27 protein-coding genes are annotated in these 24,658 nt (G+C 43.8%); 4 read left to right on the top strand and 23 right to left on the bottom strand.

Going from position 1 to position 24,658, the window contains the following annotated elements; translation table 11 throughout:
• Positions 1-300: 300 nt before the first annotated feature.
• From B9Y67_RS12500 to B9Y67_RS12465, 8 genes are all read right to left on the bottom strand, one after another.
• Positions 301-1,590 carry a TRAP transporter large permease gene (locus B9Y67_RS12500; RefSeq protein ID WP_085507036.1) on the bottom strand — a complete coding sequence of 430 codons (1,290 nt, stop codon included), beginning with the start codon at positions 1,588-1,590 and terminating at the stop codon, positions 301-303.
• Positions 1,587-2,066: a TRAP transporter small permease gene (locus tag B9Y67_RS12495; protein ID WP_085507035.1), complete on the bottom strand. Its 480-nt coding sequence runs from the start codon at positions 2,064-2,066 to the stop codon at positions 1,587-1,589. Before B9Y67_RS12495 ends, B9Y67_RS12500 begins: the two co-directional genes overlap by 4 nt.
• A 73-nt stretch (positions 2,067-2,139) precedes the next feature.
• Positions 2,140-3,156, bottom strand: coding sequence for a TRAP transporter substrate-binding protein (locus tag B9Y67_RS12490; RefSeq protein ID WP_085507034.1), 1,017 nt, complete (start codon positions 3,154-3,156; stop codon positions 2,140-2,142).
• A 38-nt stretch (positions 3,157-3,194) separates the two neighbouring features.
• Positions 3,195-3,839: a bifunctional 4-hydroxy-2-oxoglutarate aldolase/2-dehydro-3-deoxy-phosphogluconate aldolase gene (locus tag B9Y67_RS12485; protein ID WP_085507033.1), complete on the bottom strand. Its 645-nt coding sequence runs from the start codon at positions 3,837-3,839 to the stop codon at positions 3,195-3,197.
• A 15-nt stretch (positions 3,840-3,854) separates the two neighbouring features.
• Positions 3,855-4,397, bottom strand: coding sequence for a 6-phospho-3-hexuloisomerase (gene hxlB / locus B9Y67_RS12480; protein ID WP_085507032.1), 543 nt, complete (start codon positions 4,395-4,397; stop codon positions 3,855-3,857).
• Positions 4,381-5,019, bottom strand: coding sequence for a 3-hexulose-6-phosphate synthase (gene hxlA / locus B9Y67_RS12475; protein WP_085507031.1), 639 nt, complete (start codon positions 5,017-5,019; stop codon positions 4,381-4,383). Before hxlA ends, hxlB begins: the two co-directional genes overlap by 17 nt.
• A gap of 16 nt (positions 5,020-5,035) precedes the next feature.
• Positions 5,036-5,989 (bottom strand): sugar kinase, encoded by a 954-nt coding sequence (locus B9Y67_RS12470; protein ID WP_085507030.1) that lies wholly within the window; start codon positions 5,987-5,989, stop codon positions 5,036-5,038.
• Complete coding sequence (locus tag B9Y67_RS12465; protein ID WP_085507029.1) at positions 5,986-7,026, bottom strand: LacI family DNA-binding transcriptional regulator; 1,041 nt, start codon at positions 7,024-7,026, stop codon at positions 5,986-5,988. Before B9Y67_RS12465 ends, B9Y67_RS12470 begins: the two co-directional genes overlap by 4 nt.
• Positions 7,027-7,253: 227 nt before the next feature.
• Between B9Y67_RS12465 and B9Y67_RS12460 the strand changes: the two genes are divergently transcribed.
• The 4 genes from B9Y67_RS12460 (at position 7,254) to B9Y67_RS12445 (ending at position 10,180) form a co-directional block, all read left to right on the top strand.
• Entirely contained in the window at positions 7,254-7,634 is a 381-nt protein-coding gene (locus tag B9Y67_RS12460) for a DUF6220 domain-containing protein (protein ID WP_085507028.1), read from the top strand.
• A gap of 51 nt (positions 7,635-7,685) precedes the next feature.
• Positions 7,686-8,777: a sensor histidine kinase gene (locus B9Y67_RS12455; protein WP_085507027.1), complete on the top strand. Its 1,092-nt coding sequence runs from the start codon at positions 7,686-7,688 to the stop codon at positions 8,775-8,777.
• Positions 8,774-9,469, top strand: coding sequence for a response regulator transcription factor (locus B9Y67_RS12450; RefSeq protein WP_085507026.1), 696 nt, complete (start codon positions 8,774-8,776; stop codon positions 9,467-9,469). The genes B9Y67_RS12455 and B9Y67_RS12450 overlap by 4 nt, the downstream gene beginning before the upstream one ends.
• A gap of 204 nt (positions 9,470-9,673) precedes the next feature.
• On the top strand, positions 9,674-10,180 hold the full coding sequence (locus B9Y67_RS12445) for a hypothetical protein (RefSeq protein ID WP_085507025.1): 507 nt from the start codon (positions 9,674-9,676) through the stop codon (positions 10,178-10,180).
• 254 nt (positions 10,181-10,434) lie between these two features.
• Here B9Y67_RS12445 and B9Y67_RS12440 read toward each other — a convergent pair whose 3' ends face one another.
• From B9Y67_RS12440 to B9Y67_RS12370, 15 genes are all read right to left on the bottom strand, one after another.
• Complete coding sequence (locus tag B9Y67_RS12440; protein ID WP_085507024.1) at positions 10,435-12,615, bottom strand: malate synthase G; 2,181 nt, start codon at positions 12,613-12,615, stop codon at positions 10,435-10,437.
• Between the two features lie 22 nt (positions 12,616-12,637).
• Positions 12,638-12,808 (bottom strand): DUF1427 family protein, encoded by a 171-nt coding sequence (locus B9Y67_RS12435; protein ID WP_062444545.1) that lies wholly within the window; start codon positions 12,806-12,808, stop codon positions 12,638-12,640.
• A 20-nt stretch (positions 12,809-12,828) separates the two neighbouring features.
• Positions 12,829-13,896, bottom strand: a complete 1,068-nt coding sequence (mtnA, locus tag B9Y67_RS12430; RefSeq protein WP_085507023.1) for an S-methyl-5-thioribose-1-phosphate isomerase — start codon at positions 13,894-13,896, stop codon at positions 12,829-12,831.
• 18 nt (positions 13,897-13,914) lie between these two features.
• Positions 13,915-14,517 (bottom strand): class II aldolase/adducin family protein, encoded by a 603-nt coding sequence (locus tag B9Y67_RS12425; protein WP_062444541.1) that lies wholly within the window; start codon positions 14,515-14,517, stop codon positions 13,915-13,917.
• A gap of 16 nt (positions 14,518-14,533) precedes the next feature.
• Positions 14,534-15,952 carry an amidohydrolase family protein gene (locus B9Y67_RS12420; protein ID WP_176223993.1) on the bottom strand — a complete coding sequence of 473 codons (1,419 nt, stop codon included), beginning with the start codon at positions 15,950-15,952 and terminating at the stop codon, positions 14,534-14,536.
• Between the two features lie 5 nt (positions 15,953-15,957).
• Positions 15,958-16,758, bottom strand: coding sequence for an MTAP family purine nucleoside phosphorylase (locus tag B9Y67_RS12415; protein WP_176223992.1), 801 nt, complete (start codon positions 16,756-16,758; stop codon positions 15,958-15,960).
• Between the two features lie 18 nt (positions 16,759-16,776).
• Positions 16,777-17,637, bottom strand: a complete 861-nt coding sequence (locus B9Y67_RS12410) for a nucleoside phosphorylase (RefSeq protein WP_085507020.1) — start codon at positions 17,635-17,637, stop codon at positions 16,777-16,779.
• Positions 17,621-18,469, bottom strand: coding sequence for an energy-coupling factor ABC transporter ATP-binding protein (locus B9Y67_RS12405; RefSeq protein WP_176223991.1), 849 nt, complete (start codon positions 18,467-18,469; stop codon positions 17,621-17,623). The genes B9Y67_RS12410 and B9Y67_RS12405 overlap by 17 nt, the downstream gene beginning before the upstream one ends.
• Positions 18,470-18,488: 19 nt before the next feature.
• Positions 18,489-19,337, bottom strand: coding sequence for an energy-coupling factor ABC transporter ATP-binding protein (locus B9Y67_RS12400; protein WP_085507018.1), 849 nt, complete (start codon positions 19,335-19,337; stop codon positions 18,489-18,491).
• The gene (locus B9Y67_RS12395; protein ID WP_085507017.1) at positions 19,337-20,230 is read right to left on the bottom strand and encodes an energy-coupling factor transporter transmembrane component T family protein; all 894 of its coding nucleotides are present in this window, start codon (positions 20,228-20,230) and stop codon (positions 19,337-19,339) included. Before B9Y67_RS12395 ends, B9Y67_RS12400 begins: the two co-directional genes overlap by 1 nt.
• Positions 20,231-20,266: 36 nt before the next feature.
• The gene (locus tag B9Y67_RS12390; RefSeq protein WP_139823794.1) at positions 20,267-21,292 is read right to left on the bottom strand and encodes a LacI family DNA-binding transcriptional regulator; all 1,026 of its coding nucleotides are present in this window, start codon (positions 21,290-21,292) and stop codon (positions 20,267-20,269) included.
• Between the two features lie 229 nt (positions 21,293-21,521).
• Complete coding sequence (locus B9Y67_RS12385) at positions 21,522-22,304, bottom strand: fumarylacetoacetate hydrolase family protein (protein ID WP_085507015.1); 783 nt, start codon at positions 22,302-22,304, stop codon at positions 21,522-21,524.
• 174 nt (positions 22,305-22,478) lie between these two features.
• The gene (locus B9Y67_RS12380; RefSeq protein ID WP_085507014.1) at positions 22,479-23,102 is read right to left on the bottom strand and encodes a hypothetical protein; all 624 of its coding nucleotides are present in this window, start codon (positions 23,100-23,102) and stop codon (positions 22,479-22,481) included.
• Positions 23,103-23,638: 536 nt separating this feature from the next.
• Complete coding sequence (locus tag B9Y67_RS12375; RefSeq protein WP_085507013.1) at positions 23,639-23,959, bottom strand: hypothetical protein; 321 nt, start codon at positions 23,957-23,959, stop codon at positions 23,639-23,641.
• 179 nt (positions 23,960-24,138) lie between these two features.
• Entirely contained in the window at positions 24,139-24,528 is a 390-nt protein-coding gene (locus B9Y67_RS12370; protein WP_085507012.1) for a hypothetical protein, read from the bottom strand.
• Positions 24,529-24,658 lie beyond the last annotated feature (130 nt).

Genomic DNA, 24,658 nt, shown 5'->3' with positions numbered 1-24,658 from the left:
GACCCGTCATAATGACCAGCCGAACTGACCGAGCTTCCTCTAACGGCATTAAGCAGTCTGCTCCTACAAAAAAAAAAGACTTCCGCCACCGGAAGTCCTTACTTTCTTATTATTTCACTTGCCTCTCGGAATAAATCCTTCCTCACACACCTTACAAGGTGTCTGGAAATGAGCCTGCTGCATCAAACACAGCACATGCAGAGACAGGAACAACAAACACGGAGAATTCATCACCCGCCTCTTCAGTCTGTCGCTACTCCAAGAAAACTGCTTTCCCACACAGGAAAACCATCAATCAAACTAAAATAAATCAGGACTGATTTTTTCAGGTAAATAGAAAGCGATCTCAGGGAAAAATGCTATCCCGAACAAGACTACCAGTATGATCGCTATATAAGGCAGTACTGCTCCGAATGACCGCTCAATAGAAAGGTTGCCTATTTTAGCTGCGAGCAACAGACATAGCCCATATGGCGGAGTTACCAATCCTACTGCCAACGTCATGACGGTTATGATTCCTAGCAATACCGGATCAATGTTAAAGGTAATTGCTACCGGCAGAATTACCGGAATAAATAGTATCATAGCCGGTATAGCATCCATAAAGGTACCAACGAATAAAAAGAACGCGATGATAATTAAAAGGAAAACCCATTTGCTATCGATATTTTCTGTAAAAAATTGGTTCGCCCAAGCAGATAATTGATAATAACTCATCAATTCCCCTAATGCATTGGCTGCCGCTAATGCAAACAGGGATAGCGAGCTTAGCGTGATCGTATCAATAAGAATCCGTGGGAAGTCCTTCAGCTTTAATGTTCTATATACAAACATGCCAATCACCACTGTGTATAAAGAAGCGAACGCGGCTGCTTCGGTTGCTGTAAAAATACCTGTGATGATTCCTCCTATTAGAATGACCGGGGTCATCATAGCCGGAATCGTATCAATCAATTGCTTGGTAAAATTCTTTAAGGATGCCCGTTGATAGGTAGGATAGCCTTTTTTTAAGGCCAGCATATATATCAAAGTCATCATACCAAGTCCAATTAAGACCCCCGGGATAATTCCCACAATGAATAAAGCACCGACAGAAACATTCGTTAGTCCGGCATAAATAATCATCGGAATGCTCGGAGGAATTACCACACCGATTGTCGAGGAGGCAGCTGTAATCGCAACCGCATTCTCTTTATCATACCCCTGTTTTTTCATATTCGGTATCAGGATTTTACCTACCCCGGCTGTGTCAGCCTGGGAGGCGCCGGATACTCCCGCGAATAGCATGGATACGAGAATATTAGCATGGGCAAGTCCTCCCCGGATATGCCCGACGATAGATAGAGAAAAATCAATCAATTTTTGAGAGATTTGACCGCTGTTCATCAGGTTAGCCGCTAATATGAATAACGGCACGGCAATTAGAACGAAAGAGTCCAAACCATTTAACATTTTTACAGGGACTGTCACTTCCGGGATATAAGGAACATTCATAATACCTAGCATTGCTACTATGCCGATGACAAAAGCAATCGGAATTCCAATGATCATCAGGATCACAAATAAACCTACTAATAATGGACCTATCATTCTACTGCCTCCTCTCTACTAAAATTCTTTAGGATACGAATGATGTGGTTAAGTGTATAGATAACCATGGTACCTCCCATGATTGGGACAGACACCCATACATATCCCATTTTCATTTGTGATAAAGATACCCAGTTATAATTCCAGAAACTCTGAACAGCCTGGATGCCATAAAAGAAAATAGCAAAGCTGAAGGCAAGCAGAATAAGATCGTTTATAATGAATAAAGTATTGCGCTTTTTCCCACGTAACTTCTTCAGGACAAGATCAAACTTGAAGTGTTCTCTACGATTCAGCATGACAGAAGCGCCCATAAATACCGACCAGATGAACGAATAGTTGGCCACTTCTTCCGTCCAGACAACCGAAACTCCCATATACCTGGTAATAACCTGGATGAGAATGGCTGTGAAAAAGATACAAAGAAATAGGATGCCGAGTGTCAATTGGATACGTTCCAGCCATTTGATGAACATGGTTTTCCTCCTTCTTACACGTTAAAAGGAAAGGGCACCTCGGTGCCCTTTAACCCACAGGGTTCTTTCGGTGTTATTTCAACTCCCTGATTTTTTGAAGCATTTCTTCTGCGCCAATTTCCTTAGCGGTTTTTTCCTGGATTGGTTCAGCCAGTACAATGAATGGCTCACGGTCGATTTCATTCACTTCCGCCCCATCCTCGATGGCTTTTTCCTTATACTCTTCTTCTTGCTCCAGTACTGACTTTCTTTCTGTTTCTACAGATGCTTCAGCCGCTTCCATAATGATTTCTTTCTGCTCATCGGAATAGGTATCGAATTTCTTGCCGTTTACCAGTAAGAAACGTGTGGTGTAATCGTGTCCGGTTTCTGTGATATATTTCCCGTTTTCTGTTTTATGGTGATTTTGCTGTACGAAATAAGGATAAGAGTTTTCAGCTGCATCTACGACATTCTGCTGCAGTCCCTGGTATAGTTCGCCCCAGGCTACTGAAGTCGGTACCGCACCAGTCTGCTTCCAGTAGTTAGCCACCGCACCGGAAGTCTGCGTACGGTATTTCATTCCTTTAATGTCTTCCATGGATTCCAATGGTTTTTTACCATAGTATTGACGTACTCCTGCAGACCAATAACCAAGCAGTTTAAAATCGTTATTGGATTTTTCATTGATAATATCAGCCATTTGTTCTCCTACTTCACCGTCAACCACGCTTTCCCAATGCTCATAACTGTCAAAAACATACGGGAGTGCAAACAAGTCGATTTCATCAATCCCGGCTTTACTCATAAATCCTGGCGACACCAATACCACGTCTGCCCCGCCTAGCTTGAGCTTTTCTACTAATTCAGACTCACTAGTCCCCAGTGTACCCGCATGAACTTCAACCTCAATATTGCCCTCTGATTTCTCTTCTGCCACTTCCTTGAATTCAACGAGTCCATCCTGGTAAGGATTTTCTGGAGACGTCTGGTTGTGGGCAGCAACTATCTTAATCGAATCTCCTTCTGCACCGTTTCCTTCCTCACTGCAGCCCGCAAGTGTCAATAGACCAGCTAGCAGCATAAACAACAAACCTGTCAGTTTTTTCATTTTGAAATCCTCCCTGATATTGAATTCGCTTACATATTTTAGTTAAAAACAGACATAGCAGACACTTTCTTTACATACGATGCTGCACGTTTGGCAAGTTCATCGTAGTCCTCATCTTTATTCAACTGCTTAGGATTAACCAGCTGACTGCCAATTCCGACTACCTCCGCACCATTATTAAAATATTCTTCCATGTTCTCACCATCAATTCCGCCGGTTGTCATCAACGGGATTTGTGGCAGCGGGCCTTTTATACTTTTGATATAACCTGCCCCCACTGTTCCTGCCGGAAACACTTTAACCATGTCTGCCCCGTGTTCATAGGCTGTCAAAACCTCCGTCGGAGTGAAAGCTCCCGGAATGCTTGGGGCCCCATAACATTTCGTTATCTTTATCGTTTCGGTATTAAGTGTAGGAGATACGATGAAGGTGGCACCCGCAAGCAACATAGTTCTTGCCGTTTCTGGATCAAGCACTGTTCCTGCCCCAATCATCAACTTATCACCGAACGCTCCTGTGACTTTCTCGATAATCTTCTCCGCATGTTCAGTTTCTGCTGTAATTTCCAGTGCATGGACCCCCCCTTTATGTAGTGCTTCCGCAATGGGAATGATATTTTCCTCATCAGCATTTCGAATAACTGCAACGATACGCGCTTGTTTTAACCGTTCAAAAACACTCAAATTTTTCACCTCCATTTATTCCATATTCGCATGACGTTCGGTCATTTTCTCATAACTATCGTCCAGTGCATGGATGATGACGGCATCCAGAAGCAGGTGGACAGATTGGTCAAATTGGTTCCCGAGCGGCTGAATGGTCTTTGGTTCTTCCGCTCGTCTTTTTTTCGTTGCCGCCGGAATGACCAGTACCCCATCCGTTATTTTCGTCAGTTCTGCATCAGGATTGGTAGTAACTAAGAATACCTTTGCTCCAGCTTCTTGTGCCTTTTTTGAAAATTGCACAATGGCACCAGTTGATCCAGAGCCCGAAATGGCAATCAGCAAGTCCCCTTCCAAGATACTTGGCGTAATTGTTTCACCGGTAACATAGACTTCAAACCCTCCATGCATTAACCGCATCGCGATTGCTTTGCCCATTAGTCCGGAGCGTCCTTCCCCAGAGATAAAGATACGTTTACTGGACCGGATCTGCTCGGACAACTGCACTGCCTGTTGTTCATCTACACGCTGAAGTACTTGTGTGATCTCTTTGCTGACTTCATCAATGATTGTTCGCATTGGTTTCTATCACCTCTTTGATTTGTCGTGCTGCTTCCTTCTTATTTTCCTGATTGGTAATCGCCGAACCGACGATAATGGTGTCTGGCTGATACTCTATTACCATAGGAAGTGACTGGACGTTTATTCCTCCTGCAACAGCACAGTCGATACCGGAAATATCATCTACAAGCGAGAATGCGTCATCTCCCATTTTTCCTGTCTGCTGCATATCCTTTCCAAAATGAAGGCTTACAAGATCCACTCCCAGCTCCTTCAAGTGAAGAACTTTACTTCTATCCTGGACGCCAAGAAGGTCTACCATCACCCGCCCGCCATACCGATCGGCAACTTCCAACATATCCGTGATTGTCTTATCAGCTGAAAAGGCCATTACCGTAGTGATGTCTGCTCCAGAACGAAAAGCTTGTTCTGCCTCATGTTTTCCAGCATCACATGTTTTCATATCAGCCACGATGGTTTTGTCTGGATAGGCCTTACGGATTTCTCTTACGATTGCCATTCCATATTCTTTAATGACGCCAGTACCAACCTCTATCCAGTCGATGGTGTCACTGGTTTCCTCCAAAATCTCCAGGCACTGTTCCCGGGTTAGCCGGTCAAGCGCTAACTGCAGGTTCATCATCATCCCTCCTAACCTATCTTTCTACTAATTCTTTTTCTCCCAATTGCATAAGCACCTCATCCAGTAATGGAAGCCCTTCATTGTCGCCTTCCACACTTACGACCATAGAACCGATCGTATTGGCAAAACGTATTATTTTTTCTAATGGCCAACCTTGCAGGTAACCATAAATAAATCCGGCGTCAAATCCATCTCCTGCGCCTACGGTATCCACTACCTTTTTAGGTGGGAGAGCGGAAGCTTCCAAAGAGGCTCCGTCCATATAGCCAAACGCCCCGTTTTCCCCACGTTTTATCGCCAATGCTGTTATTTCATGCTTCCTACATTCTTTAATCACTTCTTCTGGGAGATACGTATCAAAAAGAAGTTCTGCTTCGTCTTCCCCAGTTAGCAATATATCGACATAAGGCAGGAAACGAGTCAGCGCTTCTTTTGCCTCCTCCCGGCTCCATAGCTTCAGCCGGATATTCGGATCCAGGGAAACCAGGACATCGTTTGCCTTAGCCAGTTTAAGCATATGTTCAATTAATTCCACATTCTTTTCCTTATCGATGGCAGGGAAGACGCCTGTTACATGGAGTACTTTCGACGTCTTGATCACATGTTCGTCCAATGACTCAATCGTCAGCGTGGTCGTAGGTGAATTTTCTCTATAATAGAATGTACGCCCACTGCCGTCTTCTCTGATTTCTTTAAAATTCAAAGAGGTGGGATAGCCATCCTCCAGTTTCACCGATGAAACGTCTACTCCTTCGCCTCGAACGAAGTTGTAAATGTATCTTCCGAACTCGTCATTTCCGAGTCGGCTGATCCAGCCAGTAGCTAAACCAAGCCGGGCACACCCAATGGCAAAATTCATTTCTGCCCCGCCAATTTTTCTTTTGAATGAATCGGCATATCTCATCGGCCCTTTTTGCGATGGATCAAAGGTAATCATTGCATCGCCGATTGTCACGACATCTCTCATACGGTATCCCTTCCTTTGGCATCAGACCCATATCCAACTGAGTCCCTTACAATTAATTTTGGTTCGAAACAATATTCGGATAGCGATCCTTCTGCTTTTTTATCTAGAATATTTGCTAATAAGATGTCAGCCGCTTTCTTCCCCATTTCAAAGGTAGGCTGTGCCACGGTAGTTAGCGTCGGGGTATAGAAACTTGCAAATGACACATCATCGATTCCGATAACTGCCAAAGCAGCCGGAATTTCGAGTTGTTTTTCTTTTACATACTTTAAAATTTCAATTAGTGCCAAGTCGTTTCCAGCTAAAATCGCATCCGGTGGCTCTGCCAGAGAAAGCATTTCCTCCAGTCCGTTCTGAATATGCTCTATTTCCAAGCTTTTTACGTAATCTTCTTCAACTTGCAATCCGTTATCTTGTAAAGTATTACGGTATCCTTCAATTCTCTCCACCCTGGGGGTTATATCCCGGATAATCGAGGACGTAATAATCCCTATCCTTTTGTAACCACGATTAATGAAATGTTGCACAGCCAGTCCGGCCGCCTTACGGTTGTCCAAAGTAATCGATGTAATGGGTACATCTTCAACGGATCTGTCCACAAATATTACTGGGTATTTTTCGTCAAGCATCTTTCGGTAGAGTTCTTTATTTCCCCCAGTCGGAAAAATGATGATTCCGTCCACTTGTTTCGCTCGAAGCATTTCAATATAATTCTTTTCTTTTTCCGGTTGATCGTCTGCATTACACACGATAAGGTGAAACCCCTGTTCGTTGCATTCGTCTTCTATGGCACGGCTTACTTCCGTAGAAAAGTTGTGCAGGATATTAGCCACAATTACTCCAATTGTTTTGGTAGACTTTTGCTTTAAACTCCTGGCTACAATATTTGGATGGTAACCGAGTTCTTTGATAGCCTTTTCAATTCTTTCTTTTGTTTTCTCCCCCATATAGTCATAACGTTTGTTCAAATACTGGGAAACAGTACTTTTTGAAACATTCGCATGGGAAGCCACATCTCCAATAGTGACTGATTTCATTTGCAATCTCTCCAAGCCTATTAACTAAATCGGTTTAGTAAACCGATTTAGTAACAGTATAGATGGTATGAAAGCGTTTTACAACCCCTGAAGGTAAATTCCATTTATATCCTCCTGTATGCCATTAAGTTCCCCTATTTAATAATTAGTTAAGAAATAATTAAGAAGGAGTTCATGCATGAGAGCTAAAATGAAACCCTTAGCTTGATAAAGAAAGGATGTATGAAATGAAGAAAATTGGAAGAATTATATTCATAGGGTTAGGTGCACTGTTGCTCTTATGTTTCATGGTGCAGTTCATATTGGCGGGAATGGCGGCGTTTATTAACTTCGAATATTGGAAGGACCACATGTTTTTTGTTCATTTGTTTGGGTTTAACCTCCCAATTATTATGTTGCTCACCGCTTTTATCTCCAAGTTTCCAAGAAAAGTATACCTACAGCTCGCTGCAATTTTTGGACTGACCTTCCTCATGTATGTAACCGCAAATATTTCATCCCTCTTCCCATGGGTTGGGGCGCTGCATCCACTATTTGCGGTTTTGTTATTTTTGGCATCTATTGCTATTCTTAATACAAGTTTTAGATTGACCTTTAAAAGACACTGACACAAACAAAATTCTTCTGGCCACTAACATAAACGGAAGCAGGTGATTTCAATGTCCATCAAAAAACGGTTGGTGTTATCCAATATAGGTATGATCGTCTTGCCGATTGTCGGCTTTTTAATTTTAGAGATGATTTTGGGATACCTATTTTTTGTAGCCTTCAACGGAACTCCACGTGGTTCAGACCTGGAGCTATTTATCGGCCTTCGTATGGCAGGAATGATCATTATTTTAGCCGTAATCAATGGCCTGTTAACTTATTATGTGTCACGGAGCATTTTATCGCCGCTAAATAACTTATCGCTAGCAGCCAAAAGAATCCGGGAAGGAGATTTAAATTATAGTGTCAAGTCTAAACGGAACGATGAGTTGGGTGAACTTTCCGAAACGTTTGAGGCCATGCGTATCAGCTTAAAAGAAGCAGAGGTCGCTCGCAGGAATTATGAACAGAACCGGCAGGAGTTAACCGCGAGTATCTCCCACGATTTAGCCACCCCATTAACGTCCATCAAAGGCTATGTAAATGGGATACAGGACGGCATCGCCAACACTCCGGAAAAATTAGAACGCTATTTGGACATCATTTATAAAAAAGCGGATGATATGGATGCTCTCATCCACGATTTATTTCTCTATTCGAAGTTTGACGTCAGCCAGGTTCCATTTGATTTTGAAAAAATAGATTTGTATGCTTTTTTTCAAAATTTCATCGAAGAAATCACCTTTGATATAAAAGAAGCAGGAGGATCGGCTGCTCTCCATGCCAGCCCTGATACCTCCTACCTCGTGGAAGCAGACCGGGAGCAATTAAGAAGAGTCGTAAAAAATATTATCCAAAACAGCTTAAAATATATCGATAAACCTCAAAAGGAAATACACGTTTACCTGGATAATAGGGAAGATGAGATCGTAGTCCGAATACAGGATAACGGCAGCGGAATCGCTCCAGAACACCTCCCCTACTTGTTTGAAAGTTTTTATCGGACTGATACATCAAGAAACTCGTCTACAGGAGGAAGCGGCCTTGGATTGGCCATCGTTAAAAAGATCATTGACCAGCACGGTGGCAAAGCCTGGGCCGAAAGTGAGACCGGACAGGGAACAAGTATTTATTTCACGTTAAAGAAGAAGGTGTCAAAATGAAAAGAATCCTAATCATCGAGGATGAACGGACGATTGCAGAACTGGAGAAGGATTACCTGGAGATGAATGGTTTCGAGTGCGACATCGCAACGAGTGGTGAATCCGGCAATGAACAAGCTCAGCGTAAATCCTACGACCTGATTTTACTGGATTTAATGCTCCCGGGAGTCGATGGCTTTGAACTATGCAGGCAATTGCGTGGCAGCATGGATATCCCGATTTTAATGGTAACAGCCAGAAAAGAAGACATCGATAAAATTCGTGGTTTTAATCGTGGTGCAGATGATTATATCCAGAAGCCGTTTAATCCTAACGAACTGGTAGCCCGGGTAAAAGCCCACATTTCAAGATACGACCGTCTCGTCAATCGTACGAGCGAACCTTCGGAAATACGCACCAATGGTTTAACGATTGACCTCCAGTCACGGAGACTATTTGTCGCTGGTAAACAAAAAGAATTGCGCGCCAAAGAATTTGACTTGCTGGTTCTTTTAGCCTCTAACCCTGATCGTGTGTTTACGAAAGAAGAGTTATTTGAACGTATTTGGGGGATAGATTCTTTCGGAGATATCTCCACTGTAACCGTTCATATCCGCAAGATAAGAGAAAAAATAGAACATAATCCTTCTAACCCTGAATTATTAGAAACCGTTTGGGGAGTAGGTTATCGTTTCAATAAAAAGACCTCCTGAACCCTTGGACCATAAGGCGAAGCTGATCAAACGCTTCGTCTTTTTCATTTGGCAAATAGGTACAAACTAGTTCCACTAGTCTGTCGTTTTAAGAATTAATTAATAAATTGCTAATAACCAATTAAGCTTCATTATTTATGATTAGCTCAGGTTTTCAAACAGGGAGAGCCTAAGTCAATCATAAACAGTAAAGGAGTCATCGTTATGTTTCAAAAAATTACGTTGTCGTCGGTAGTATCTCATTTATGGGTGCAATGGATTATGTTAGGAAGTATTTTACTGGATACGTTCATGGTGTATCCGAATATTTTTCATAATATCCCGGAATCGTTTGCAACAAGTATGGAATTTATGGCAGTGGCAAGTCCCCACACTTACTTTCCGCCATTAGGAATGGCTAGTATAGCAACCGGAATATTGGCAGCGATTTTAGCGTGGAAAGTTAAACCCGCCCGCTATTGGATTTTGTTGAGCATGAGTATGATCGTCCTTGAAGGGGGCGCTTCTATGATATTTGAATGGCCGCGTAATGAAATTATGTTCATCGAAGGTTCTGCAGTGCATTCTGCTGAGTTTTTAAAACAAACAGCCAGAGAATTTTTGATCGTCCACTGGTTCCGTGTAGCTTTTAATGCCATTGGTTCAATTCTTATGTTCACAGGATTCATGAAGTATTACAAACATGCTTACTGTAAGACAGGATCGAATTAACCCAGCCAGCAGGAAGAGAGCCAATCCAGTGGAAGCTCTCTTTTTTTATAGACAACCTCCTTATATACTAGAAAGCACTCATGCGATAAAAGACAACCCCTAATGCTAACTAAACACTTTCAGAACTTTACTAGACAAAATTGAAAATTTAAAAGACACTTTTAAACATTTACTAGACAAAAACCTTCCCTATTAGAAAAAAATGGCCTGCCCCCCCCCCGTGTAAAGCATCCACCTGGGAGCAAGCCAACTATTTATTTATTAATCAAACTCTTCGCTTTTGCTTCCGCACGACGACGATGCAAAATAGGTTCCGTATAACCATTTGGCTGGTTGACGCCATCGAAAATCAAATCACAGGCAGCCTGGAAAGCGACGGATCCTTCGTAATCAGCCGCCATCGGCTGGTATTCTGGATCACCGGCATTCTGCTCATCAACGACCTTCGCCATCCGGTAAAGGGTTTCCTTTACCTGCGCTTCAGAAACAATGCCATGGCGCAGCCAGTTGGCCATGTGCTGCGAAGAAATTCGAAGGGTCGCCCGGTCTTCCATCAGGCCGATATTGTTGATGTCCGGTACCTTCGAGCACCCGACGCCATGGTTGATCCAGCGGACGACATAGCCAAGAATACCTTGTGCGTTATTATCAAGTTCCTGTTGGATTTCCTCACTGCTCCAATTCGTTTCTTTTGCGACAGGTACATCCAGGATGTTGTCCTGTACATCTTCCATTTGAGATTTGATGTCGTTTTGTACTTTCCTGACATCGATGGAATGATAATGCATCGCATGAAGGGTCGCTGCTGTCGGTGATGGTACCCAGGCCGTGTTGGCGCCTGCCTTCAGCTGACCGCCTTTTTCATCAATCATCGATTTCATCATCTCAGGCATTGCCCACATGCCCTTCCCGATTTGGGCACGTCCCTGGAGTCCTGCTGCCAGCCCGACTTGCACATTGGACTGTTCATAAGCCTTCAGCCAGTTGGAGGATTTCATGTCTTTCTTCCGGATCATCGCTCCCGCTTCCATGGAGGTATGAATTTCGTCGCCTGTCCTGTCCAGGAAACCGGTATTAATAAAAACGATACGCTCTCTCACTTCGGCGATACAATTTTTCAAATTCAAAGTAGTACGGCGCTCCTCATCCATGACACCGATCTTGATGGTATGCCGCTCCAGTCCAAGCATATCTTCCACCCGATCCAACAGTTTATTAGCAAAGGCCACTTCCTCCGACCCATGCATTTTCGGTTTCACAATATAAATGGATCCTTTCTCGGAATTCTGGAACTTGGCATTCCGTAGCAGATCATGCTTGGCAACAAGACTTGTCACTACGCCATCCATAAGACCTTCCGGAATTTCATTTCCATCTTTATCCAAAACAGCATCAGTCGTCATCAGGTGACCTACGTTACGCATGAACATCAGTGAACGGCCATGGAGGGTGATGTCCTCTCCCTCCGGTGTAATGTAACACCGGTCCTGTTTAAGCGTCCGGGTTACGGCTGTTCCGCCTTTATTGAAAGTAGACTTCAATGTCCCTTTCATCAGTCCCAGCAGATTGCTATATACCTGAACTTTGTCTTCAGCATCAACAGCAGCTACCGAATCTTCACAATCCATAATAGTTGTCGTCGCGGCTTCCATACAAATATCCTTCACACCAGCATTGTCTGTTTTTCCGATCGGGTGATAAGGATCAATTTGGATTTCCACATGCAGGCCATTGTTTTCGAATAAAATTGCAGTTGGTTCTTCTGGTGACCCTTTATATCCTTTGAATTTTTCCGGATGCTCGAGCTTCGTCTGCTTATCGCTGAGAAGTGTTACGACCAATTCCCCGGATTTAATAGAATAACCTGAAGCTTCATAATGACTGGATTTCTCTAAAGGAAAAATATCATCAAGGAAAGCTTTCGCATATTGGATAACCTTTTGGCCTCGGACCGGGTTATAAGTTTGTCCGCGCTCTGCCCCATCTGCTTCGCTGATTACATCCGTGCCATAAAGAGCGTCATAAAGGCTTCCGTAGCGGGCGTTGGCAGCATTCAATGCATACCTTGCATTATCTACTGGTACGACTAGTTGAGGTCCCGCCTGCTTAGCGATTTCATCATCGACATTTTCTGTTGTGATTTCAAAATCGCCTGTAGGCTCTTCCAAATAACCGATGTCCATTAAAAAGGCCCGATAAGTATTTAAATCAAAATCCTCTTTATTCTCCTGGTACCAGGTATCGATTTTCTCCTGAATCTCATTTCTTTTTTCTAGCAAAAATTTATTTTCAGGAGCTAGATCATGAACCAATCTATCAAATTCTTCCCAAAATTCATCTTGTGGTACCCCGCTTTCGGGCAGCGCTTCCGAAACAATAAATTCATAGAGAGCAGAATCGACTTGTAACCTTCCTGCTTGTACGTAATTACTCATCCATCATCCTCCTTTTAAAAATCTAATGAAACCTTACTAGAAAAGCTTCGACAATCCTTCCCCCGACATAAACCCCTGCTACACCCAGCACGCCGGCGAGTACAGGAGGTGCCGGCAGGGGAAGTTTTATCAATTTAAAGACGATACCAATGAAGATTCCGGCGATCAAAGCAAGTACCGCTTCTCTTACCATCAGGCAGCCCTCCTTCCAGATTATACGTTCACTTTCTCATTCAATCTGCCTAGATTTTGTTCAAAAGGGGCAGTGATAACGCCTTTTTCCGTTATGATACCCGAAATGAGCTTATTCGGGGTAATATCAAAGGATGGATACAGCGCACTGGTACCCTCAGGAGCGATTCGTACTCCCTTGATCTGGGTTACTTCATCGGCGTTTCGCATTTCTACTTCAATGGCATCCCCGGATGGTGTATCAAAATCAATCGTGTGACTGGAGGTAGCCGTGTAGAATGGGATGCCGTTTTCTTTGGCAGCGAGCGCATGCATATAGGTGCCTACTTTATTGGCAAGATCGCCATTCGCAGATACCCGATCGGATCCAACTACGATTTTATCTATTTTACCGGTGTTCATACAGAACCCGGACATGTTATCGGTAATCAATGTATGCGGGATGCCGAACTTTTTCAGCTCATAGGCTGTGATTCTGGCTCCTTGAAGATAGGGACGGGTTTCACAGGTGAATACATGGATATTCTTCCCTTGTTCATGGGCTGCCCGGAGGACTGATAAAGCTCTGCCGCCATAACCGGCGCCTCCAAGTGCTCCGGAATGACAGTGGGTCATAATAGTATCGCCGTCTTCGATCAGTTCAGCACCGTATTTTCCGAGCTGGTATTCGAACTCCAGCTGGCGCTCAATGATTTCTACCGCTTTTTGTTCAAGGGTTTCCACTACATCCCCCTGTGCAGAGGAAGCTGTGGCTACCATTTCATCAACTGTCTTCATGAGATTAACCGCAGTCGGGCGAGTACTTTTCAACAAGTCACCTGCCTGGCGGATCTTCTCTACGTCCCCTTTTGACTGGTAAGCTGCCAGGTAAATACCATAAGCTCCACATAATCCAATGGCTCCTGAGCCACGAATCATCATCGAACGGATTGCCTCGCCCAGCTCCTCTATGGATGCGATTGATTGGATATCCTCTTCAAAAGGAAGCTTTAATTGATCAAGTAGTTTCAATCTTCCATTTTCAAACCAGATCGGCAAAGCAAGCTCCGATTCCCGGTGACGGTTGGCTAATTCTTCGATTAGTCGCATCGTATTCCTCCCTCGTTATTAGCTGGTAACTGCTACATTCGCCTGTAGCTGCGATAAAATGAACGCTTGTTTCGCCGTGGCTTCCGCAAGGTCTACAACATTATAAGCAGCCTCGAGAGTCGGACCTACTGAGCAGACGCCATGATCTTTCATCAAAGAGATTTTAATATCCGGGTACTGGGTGAACACATCTGTGACATGCTGAGCCAGTTCTTTTGAGCCAGATGGCGCAACATCCGCAACCGGAACATGTCCGAGAAGCTTTCTCGCGGTCACGGTTGGAAGTGGAAGTTCCATGCCAAGACAGGCATAGCCGATGGCATAATTCGGGTGGCAGTGAACAACAGCATTTACATCGGGGCGTACTTTATAGATGCCTAAGTGAAAGCCGATTTCTTTTGAAGGCTTTCCCTGCCCTTCGATCACTTCGCCCTCCATGTTGACGATTAGTGCATCTTCGCGGCTAACTTCCCCTAAACTGATACCGCTTCGCTTGATTAAAACGTTATCCGTACCAGGAATTCTTACGCTAATGTTGCCGCCCGTCGCCTGGGTAAAGCCTTTTTGATAGACTTTATGAGAGACGTACTCTAATTCTTTTTTCAACAAATCTAGTGACATGGTGAATTCCTCCTCTTCATTTATAAATCGCTTCAAAAAACGGTTTCTGTTCCTCTGCAAATCTTAGGGCTTCTGCGCTTTTTTCCAGGCGGTGGTGTGAGCGCCTCCGGACCCGGTTAATCACATCATTTTCATTAAACGAGAGGATTTTACGATCGCGCATGACCCATTTTCCTTTAATCATCACCGACTCAATCGATTGCCCATTCTCATGGAAGACAAGCTGCTCATGAACGTCATTAGCAGCCGCCCAGGCAGGGGTGTTTTTATTAAGAAAAACAAGATCGGCTTCATAACCGGCTTTAATTTTCCCCCGCTTGCCTGGAAGTAACGCCGCTCCCTGGATGATTCCCATTTCAAGCATGTTGTGAGCACTCGGCCACCACTTATATTCGGAAGCATTGTTTCGCTGCATCATTAGCGCCAGCCTCATCATTTCAAATAAATTATGACTCGTCCCGCAGTTGCTGGCGTCAGTGCCAAGACTCACGGGCATATCTTTTTCCATATAGGTCATAATCGGTGCTGTCCCGCTTCCAAGAATTTTATTGCTGGCAGGGTTATGGATGATCGATACTCCACGGTCTTCTAACAAATCGATTTCTTCTGGTGCCAGCCAGACGGCGTGGGCAGCAGATAAACGCTCATTCAGCAACCCAGCACGATCAAGATGACCGATTATACCCTTTTTGTAGGTCCTCATACCGTAGTCGCGCTGGAGATATGTTTCCAGCAGATGGGTATGGACATTCAAAGCGTATAAATCACTAAGTTCCCGGGATAACCGAAGCATCTCCCGACTGCACCGCTGTGGCGCATTCGGACCAATCATGATATGAATCCGCTCGTCTTTTCCGTGCCACCGCCTGATTAAACCTTCATAAAAATGTTTCATACGTTCCGGTGTCGGCGGTTTCGAAGCAGCCAGCTTCTGCTTTATCCTATCTGGGAAATCTATCTGTAAAAAGTCGTGATCTTGTATATCGTGCAGCATCGGAGCGAACGCGACATGCATATTGGATTCTCGATAAGCTTCCAGTGCGGATTCTGCTTTCGGAAAATGCGGGAAATGATCGATACAGCCTGTGATGCCGTTTCGGATCATCTCCGCGGCACCCAACAGGACAGCATCATGAATATCTTCATCTGACAGCGAGTGTCCAAAAGCAATGGTATACAGTGACCAGAGTTCAAGCGGATAGCTGCTTTCCGTTCCCTTTAATAGATTGGAATAGGAATGATAGTGGGCATTGGTCATGCCAGGAATCACTAACTTCCCATCGGCATCAACCACTTCCTCTGCGAGACAGGAATCTGGCAGTTCTCCTTCTGGAAAAATATGCTTTATTTTTCCGCCTTCTATCAGCAGACTGCCAGTTATCACCCGCTGGTCTTCCATCGTTACCAGTTCCGCATTTTTTATGAGAACACTCATCATCCTTATGCGTTTGTTACTTGTGCTTTTTTAAGCTTTGCCGCCCGCGCTGCCAGTGCCCGTTCATATGCTTCATGGGCAATCGATGGCTTGTCAGCAGTTGCCAGTTCTACTGTTTTCAGGAATAGATCCTTGATTTTTTCCTGGTTATCTTTCACAACATTTTTATGGGTATCAAGATCAGGTGGAACATCGGTTGTACCAGCCGCGAGATCAGTAGAGATGACTACTACAGCATAGGCCAGCCCAAGCTCACGGGCTAAAATAGCTTCAGTTGCATTCGTCATCCCGACGACATCCATTCCCCATTGCTTATATAACTGAATTTCCAGTGCTGTTTCATAACGCGGTCCATCGACACAGACATAGTTGGCTTTTGGTACCAGGTCGATATCCAAGGCTTCCGCTGCATTCTTAAACGTCTGGTTAAGGTCAGGGCAATAAGGCTGCGTAATCTCTACGGAATATTTATCGTAAGTATTGATGCGATTCGTCGTAGCATCGAGGAACTGATCAAGCAGTGCCAGCTTCCCGACTGGTATTTCCGGATTCAGGGATCCGACCGCACACATCGCAATGACGTGATCAATTTCGAGCTGCTTCAGCGCCATCATGTTTGCACGATAATTGATCTGATGGGCCAGGCTGTCATGAGTCTTGCCATGCCTTGGCAAAAAGTAGATTTCCTTCCCGGCATGTTCGCCTTCATAAACGACGGCATCCCCGTATTCTGTCGTTACCGTTCTTTCTTTCATATTATCTACTAAATTATAAAACCCTGTACCTCCAACAATACCGATTTTCATAGTATTCCTCCTCGTCATCTATTTTTGGGCTTGCTGTAATAATGATGGGAAAAAGTAAGGTTTTCCTGAGCGCTTTTTCAATTCATCCCACTCATTGAGAATCTTTGTCGCCTCTGTAGCAACAGCGATCGATTGGGCTACACCTTCCCCTTTATATTCAAATTCATCTTTCACCCGGTTCGCTACTGCGGTAAATACAGCCCCGGCTCTCAAGTTGAACAGGCTGCTTAGTGTCAACACTGTGGATGCTTCCATCTCAAAATTCAAAACGCCGGCTTTTTGCATATCTTCCATGATGGTCTCCATCCAGCTCTGCCTGTAGTTGTTAAACCCAGGTCTGCCCTGCCCGCAGAAGAAGGATGCTGCGGTATATCCGATTCCGACGTGATAAGTTGCCCCAATACGTTCTGCCGCTTCGATTAGGGCCATCACAACTTCCTGGTTCGCGATGGCAGGATATTTATGATCGACGTACTGGTCGCTCGTCCCGTCATAACGGACCGCTCCGGCACAGATGATCAAGTCCCCTGGTTCGATGTTTTCCTGCATGGCCCCGCAAGTACCGACGCGAATGAAAGTTTCGGCGCCAATTTCGGCGAGTTCTTCTAATGCACTTGCGGTTGATGGCCCCCCTGCCCCTGTCGAACAAGCTGAGATGCCAACGCCACCAACTTTCCCGGTATAGGTCACATGCTCCCGATAGGTGGCGACATGTCGTTTTTCTTCCCATAACGCCGCCATTTGTCCGACTCGCTCCGGGTCACCCGGAAGTAATACGTATTTTTCTACATCGCCCGGGCGGCAGCGAATATGGTATTGTGATTGATCCGCGTTTTCTGGTCGATCTGCTTTAGCTTTCCATTTAAGATCCTGTGCCAACTTTTACATCCTCCTCTTTATTCGCTTTCATCCATTCAATAATTGATTCGACGGTCAAATAGGTTTTCGTTTCATCAAAGCTGGTAATTTGATTGGCAAACTGGGTTATTTGAGGGGGCTGCAGTCCGGCTTCCTCCATAATCCCTTTATCAGAAAACACAACACTTGCGTGGTCATCTGCGATTTTCTCACTTTGATTCATGACGACCGTCCGACAATTCAGTTCACCGATCAAGTGCATGTCGTGAGTGATGAGTACGACGATATGCCCTTCTCTCTTAAACATCCGTACAAGTTCCAGCACCCGCTTACACCCTTTATGATCCTGTCCGGTTGTCGGCTCGTCCAAAACGATTACCTTCGGTGATACCGCCATGATTGATGCCATCGCTACTTCTTTACGCTGGCTCGAGTTCAAATCAAATGGGTTATCATCCAACCGCTCTTTCAGCTGAAAAAGGTCGATTGCCTTCTGGACTCGTGTTTCGATGTCCTCCTCTGCCATCTTCAGATTTTTACAGCCGTAAGCCAATTCTTGCCTGACAGATGGAAGGAATGTCTGGTGATTGGGATTTTGGAACACATACCCGACCTGGCTCGACAGTTTCGAAATCCTCTCTTTTTTAGTATTCATCGTACCTACCGTAATCTCACCTTTGGTTGGTTTGAGCAGGCCATTGAAATGCTTGACGAGTGTTGTTTTGCCGGATCCGTTACTGCCAAGGATAGCGACCACTTCTCCTTCGTGGATGTCGAGGTTGATATCTTTGATGGCAGTCACTCCATTCGGGTACTTATGAGAGACATTTTTCACTGAGATATATGGTTCCACTCGCTTCACCTCCATGTGTTTATTTGCATGCGCTTTCAAAATTGTTAACGGATTCTTCTAATGTCGTAGACAACTTTACATCCTTGCCAAAAGTCTGGTTATAGCTGGCCAGAAACTCCGTAACTTGAGGAGCATTCAGCGTCAGTTCATGCAATTGCCGAATATTCGTAAATACTTCATCAGAAGGAGCGAACATTTGAACTTCTCCTTCATGCAAAACAAGGACTTTGTCGCAGTATGCTGCGATTCGCTCTACTTCATGGTCGATGATGATGCCGGTCATCCCATAATCCTTCAGGTTTTTCAGAACGTCGTACACTTCATTCTTTCCTTTCGGATCAAGCATCGAAGTCGGCTCATCCATAATCATGATCGACGGTCGCATTGCCAGCACGGCGGCAATCGCAAGCCTTTGCTGCTGTCCGCCTGATAAAGCCAGCGGGCTTCTTTTTTCAAAACCGGTCAAACCGACCTGATCAAGGGCGTGCGTGATCCGGCCAAGCATCTCATCTCTTGGCACTCCGAGATTTCCCATCCCGAAGGCGATTTCTTCTTCAATTGTCATCTGACTCAATTGGTTCTCGGGTTCCTGGAAAACGAAACCGACCTCCTCGGACATTTTGGCAACCGAACTTTCACTTACCTTAGAGCCATTTACTTTTACCGTTCCTTCCATCTCGCCATTGATGACTTGCGGTACCAGTCCATTCACACACATGGCGAGCGTTGACTTTCCTGCTCCTGTTGGTCCGATGATCCCGAGGATTTCGCCATGGTTGATGGAAAAATTGATATCTTTCAGTACCGGCTCATCGGTGTCCGGATAGCTGAAGGTCAGATTGTTCACTTCAATTGCTTTTGCCGCCATCAGTTAGCCCCTCCGATCTTTCCCTGAAATTGTTTCACCACAAATTTGATAATCATAAACCCAAATACGATCCATGTTCCAAACAATGAGTACGTGAGTAAAGCATCAGTCGTAAGTTGTAATGAGCCCATCATGAACAATTTCAGATAGATTTCAAAAGCCAGGAAACCAAGCATTCCTAATAGGAAGGTATAGTCAAGTGAACCTATTTTCGTTTCGCGAAGGCTTGTCTTTTCTCCCTTACGACTGAATGCGCGGCATTCCAACACGTAAGATAGCTGATGCACTTTCATGAATGTAATAATAAAAAGAGGGGCGAACATCGGAACCAGATTTTTAACCCGTTGTATGAGGCTTCCTTTTACATCTAGGCACCTTGCCTGCTGGGCTTCCATGACGATTTTGGCTTCCCTGGCAATGATGGGGATGATCTGAAAGGTCGATAATAATATAAACGCAAACGAGTGAGGGACTTTCCACTTTACAAGTGCCGACGCCATATCGGATGGGTGGGTTGTCATGACGAATAACACGGCGGCAGTACCGATAACCAGGATCCGGAAGGACATGACCGATGCGTAGACCATCGATTCATATTTAAATGTCAGGCCTCCGAATATTTCAAAAACCGGAGTCACTCCAATCGGATTATAGATACCATGCACGGTCATGATCAGTACAGCGAACAGCAGTAAAAACTGGATCGAGATGAGATAGGGTTTCACCACTTTCGCCAAGACTACCAATGGAAACAGTGCTACCAGAAAAACAAGCTGTAAGGCAGGATCATTAAGGATGAACGAACTTGCGACAACAAATACAACAAACAACATCTTTGTCCGTGGGTCCAGGCTATGGATCAAACTATCTTTCGGCATGTACAAACTATTCATATGTTTTCCTCCTTTTGCCTTGTTGCGTGTGATTGCTTAATGAACCTTCTTGATACTGGCAGTCGATGCACGTTCTATCAAGGTTGGCGGGAACATGATGCTTTCTTTGAAATTTTTGTTCTCCTTAATAATTTGAACAGCTAGTTCTACTGTTTTTTCCCCCATTTCAGCGATTGGCGTCCGAATCGTTGTCAAACCTGGATCGACAATCTCGGCGAATTGGGAATCATCAAATCCAATAACGGATAAATCTTCTGGAATCTTCATCTCCAACTCACGGGCTGCTTTATAAACACCTACGGCAATTGCGTCGTTACCTGCAAAAATCGCCGTCGGCCGATCCTTCTTTGCAAGCATCTCTTTTCCTTTTTCATAACCACTATGAATCTTAAATTCATCCAGCTTAACATGTTTCTTATCCAGTGGGAGCCCCCGTTCTTCCAGTGCAGCCTTGAACCCTTTCAAACGTTCAACTGTAGCATAGGAATCCTGTTGACCACCAATGTATCCTATTTTTTCATGCCCCAAGTCAATCAAATGCTCCGTAGCTGTATAGCCCCCATCGAAGTTATCTACTAATACTTCATCAAGCCTGACATTCTGAACTTTACTTCCAAGGATGACCATCGGAAGATCCGGTCTCGACTTCATCACTTCACGGATATTCCTGTCATTAATTTCCGGTGTGGAAAAGATGATTCCATCAATCCCTTTCCGGAGCAGGAAGTTCAGGTACTCTTTTTCTTTTTCGAGATTATTATCGGTATTACAAAGGATGACATTGAACCCGTGCTGATGGGCTTTGTCTTCAATCGCCCTCGTCAGTTCCCCGTAAAAAATGTTTTTTATGTCAGGTATGATTAATCCGAAGGTCGATGTCTGTTTCTTGATCATCGCGGTTGCTACCATGTTTTTCTGAAATTTCAATTCATCCACCGCTTTGTTTACTTTCTCTTTCACACTTGCACTGGTATAACCACTGTTATTTAATACTCGGGAAACAGTTGAAATTGATACGTTCGCCTTCCGAGCAACATCTTTGATCGTCACTGTCTTTTCCACATTTTTCACTTCCTCAAATAATTTGTGGAAACGTTTTCTTATATCTATAAATAGAAAGTTCTCTCTTACTCTTTCTATGCACCTAGTTGAAAACGTTTACTTAAGGTTTATTATACGGCTATTAGGCAAACGATTCAATATTTTTCTGAAAATTTTCATTATAATTTTCAGGAATTAATCCCTAACAGCTAGAGGAAGTATGTGGAAACGTTTTTATATGCCTATAAATTTAAACGACAGAAGTCTGCTTTACTTTGCTTACTTTATTCTTGAGCGTGCCGATCCCTTCTATGATACAAGCAATTTCGTCATTTTCTTTCAGAAACTCTGCCCCTACTGGACTTCCAGTAAGAATCACATCACCAGGTTTAAGAGTCATGACATTACTTAAATAAGCAATCATACGCTGGATAGAAACAATCATCAAAGAAGTAGGGCTGTCCTGCTTTTTCTCACCATTATGAACAGCTTCGATTCGGGCTGCCAGCACATCGAACTCTGTTTCAATAACCGGGCCAAGTGGCGTGAACGTGTCGAACGACTTCCCTAACGTCCAGTGTCCGTCCTCATGGAAAAACTTCGGTGCGGTTACATCGTTACCGATTGTATAGCCAAACACATAATCGAACACTTCCTCTTCCTTGATTCCGGAAGCTTCCTTTCCAATAACAACGGCCAACTCCGATTCAAATTTTGCTTCTTCTATGGAAGCGGGCAATTTGATATCTGCTCCCGGTCCGATTACCGAGGAATTTGGCTTAAAGAAAAAGACTGGCATGTCAGGTCCTTTCTCCGGCAAATCTTCCTTCTTGGCTACAAAGTTGGCTCCAATCCCGATGATTTGGTTAGGAGCAAGTGGTGCAGCCAATTTGACGGTGTCTTCCGGGAAAGAATCTCCAGTAAACTCCCACCCATCGAAGATATCACCACTGACTTCTCTTACTAACCTATCTGATATAATGCCTTGTTTTATCGTAGATTCCTTGTCTGTTTTATAACGGACAAACCTCATTACACAACGCTCCTTTACAGAATCGGTAGAGGGATCTTTTTTCTCCCCCTACCACACCAGGTTAAGTTCAATTCATTGAATTTCCATTCAGTTTCTAATAGAATGATAGATAAGCAATTTGTAGAGCATCAATCAACTACTCCCACAATTAGTATGTTGATTTGATGTTCTTTTTTATGCGGAAATCTTCTTTCCACTATTATTTTTCTTTCCCATTCCAATCTTCTCGCGAATGTCTTTCGCATTTGGCAGGAAGCGGACCGGGAATATTTTCAGAATCATCCAGACGATCCAGAATGTAAGTACTTTGTCAGCTACAGTACCAGGGATGTTGGCGATAAAGGCTGCGTTGAAAATTTGTTGCCCAGATGCAATTAGACCTGCAGTCAATACATCGACAGTATGTCCAGAAAATCCACCGAAAACATAAACGGATACAACGGTTGCTAATGCCGAAGCGACAATACCTGTAAACGCGCCGGAAACAACAACTTTCCACCCCTTTTTAAACCAGCCTTTCTTATAAAAGAAGTAAGATAAGAAGGCGACAAGTATTCCCACTAACGCAAATGGAATGTATGTCCAACGAACAATCAGTGCCAGGATGACGTTTGTCATAAGCGCGGTAGCTCCACCCCACAGTGGACCCAGAACAATAGCATTTAAAACAGTACCAATATTATTTAGAAACAACGGAAGCTTCAACATTTCAACAATAGAGTTTGCGACCCAGTTTAGTGCAATCCCAGCCGGGATCATGGCAACTATGAAACTGGAGTTCTTCTTCATCATATTCAATTCACATACCTCCTTTTAATTAGCCATGCGATCAACGACAGTTGCAGCTTTCCCCTCCTTTTATTCAGCAATCTATCCATTCAGCCCATTCAATATAAAAACGTTTCCACATTTGGCTGAATAGAATTTCAAGCAGTTTAAGAAAACGCTTTCTTAAAATGAATTATACATAGACTACTTTCTAATTTCAACAATATTTAGAAAATTGTTTTATCTTTTAAGGCTGTCTGCCTGCAGAATAAGCGCTGAAACAGTAATACTGACAGGTTTTTTGTCGTATAATCTTTATATTAAAAAATCCATATTTATTCGAGTGTACTCCAAGAATAAGTATAATTAAGTTAATTAATGAAGTTTTATATGAAAACATTTCCATATTTTCTCTTCAGATTTACTAGACAATCTGTTTATATACTAGACAGGATCCATACGTAATTAGATAATAACGAATGCCTACTAAACAATTTTGAAACGCTTAAAAGACCTTGCACTTCCTGTCCCTGACAACTCTTATATTAAAAAAGAGAACCGGTGTATCACTCGGATCCCTCTGTATCTTCTAAAGATATTATGAATCTGTCATTCTCATTATCGATAAAAAGACTGTAGGGGTGATAGGGTTCAATCCCTAATTCCCTTACAATTTCCTTTGGTATGTTAATGGAATTCGTCTCTGTTACATAGCGTTTATTATGTGTGGTTTCTGAACATGCTTTTTCAATGTATATCTGCTGGTTATCATAAGTAATATCTACCCGCTCTCCGACACAAATCCCGAGCTCTTCACATAACCGGACCGGCATGTAGACAACCGGGCGTTTCGGCAGTTGCTTTGATCGAATCTTTTCTAGATGCACGCATCGGTCCCTCCTTTTTCATCTACAATAACCGACACGTGTCAACAAACAACACCTATAGAAAAAATCATGAAAAAAGTGCTACTAATTCAATAAAAAAGTTTTACCCTTATTCCATAATATGGAGGACCTGGGGTGTGCGCGAAAACACCCCAGGTCCTCCATATTATGGTAAGTCTTTATTCACCTCGAAGTTCCATTGTCTCTTCCTGATCTCCCCATTTTACGCTGACCTCAATTACCTCGTCACCGCTCATAAGTAGCTTTCCGTTCCCTGAATCTCTCGAAGTAAACTGTTTCTCTGAAGGCGGGTCGCCACCGAAGTCTTTTCCTGTTTCATTGCCAAACCTTCCAGCATCATAGGAATAGCGCAGTTGATCGATCTCCGCCAGTTCCTCCAGCTCACCTTTATACGTGAGTACAAACTCGCGTGTGACGGCCGCTCCATCTTTAGATGCTGTAAAGCTGGCTTCCCAGTGGTCGCTTTCTCCCTCGTACACATACTGTTCACCCAACCCGCACGCCGTCAGCACGAGGATAGAAATTGAAACAAGTATTATTTTGCGCATCCAACTCCCCTTTTCCTTTTATTACCTTTGTAACTATATGTACGTATGACCATGGCTTAAGTTTCATCCGATTCAAGACCCTGGCCAAACAACTTAAAAATGATCTTTTTTTGAGACAATCTAGTGATAT

The sequence above is a fragment of the Thalassobacillus devorans genome (assembly GCF_900176565.1).
Classification (GTDB): Bacteria; Bacillota; Bacilli; order Bacillales; family Halobacillaceae; genus Thalassobacillus; species Thalassobacillus devorans_A.
Note: the sequence above shows the minus strand (reverse complement) of the source record. Positions and strands in the feature narration are given on the sequence as shown.